The sequence below is a fragment of the Bacillus mobilis genome, assembly GCF_001884045.1.
Lineage (GTDB): Bacteria > Bacillota > Bacilli > Bacillales > Bacillaceae_G > Bacillus_A > Bacillus_A mobilis.
Genome location: NZ_MACF01000080.1, coordinates 1 through 626, shown reverse-complemented (window position 1 = coordinate 626; position 626 = coordinate 1). Strand labels below are relative to the sequence as shown.

Sequence of the window (626 nt, the reverse complement as noted above, 5' to 3'; positions counted from 1 at the left end):
ATTTGTTGTTCAGAAGGAACATCAATTACCAATTCCACTACATATTCATTGTATTTTGGAATCACACGAACTTGTTTCAGTTTACCTTCAGTGAAACCTAGTTTCCCAATATTTAATTGCAATTTCGTCTTTGGAAACTTTAAAAATCTACTGTTTTTAATGATGCAATCTTGGTTTGTATACAGAATCTCTTTTTCAGAAGAACGAATATACTTTGGAATTCTAGGTGGTCCAGCATATTTGTTTGGATTCTTTTTATAGTCTTTTAAACTAGCAAAAAAAGATTTCCAATTTTGGAACAAACCTTTCATGATTGACTGGCTACATTGCGTAGGCAAAGCTCGATAATCATTTTGAATCATAGCCTTAAATAATGCATCTAGAAAGTTGTAATCTACATAAGGTTTTTCAAAATTAGGTTCTGAAAACAAATTACATGTAATCTCTTTCTGCTCTTCTTTAGGCTTTAATTTCTCTTTTTCCAATTTCTTCTGATAGGCAAGAAGTTGTGTGTCATTCATCTTACCAATATTTTTATGAATATTATCCAGAACTTCTTTTTGCAAAGGCTGCAACTCTTTTTCTTGTGTTAATCCAGTGTACACCTGGCGTATATAAAAGTTTGT

General features: G+C 31.3%; 1 pseudogene. It reads right to left on the bottom strand.

Features of this window, described 5'->3' with window-relative positions:
• Nucleotides 1-626: pseudogene (locus BAQ44_RS14515) on the bottom strand (RNA-guided endonuclease InsQ/TnpB family protein); the annotation flags it as partial.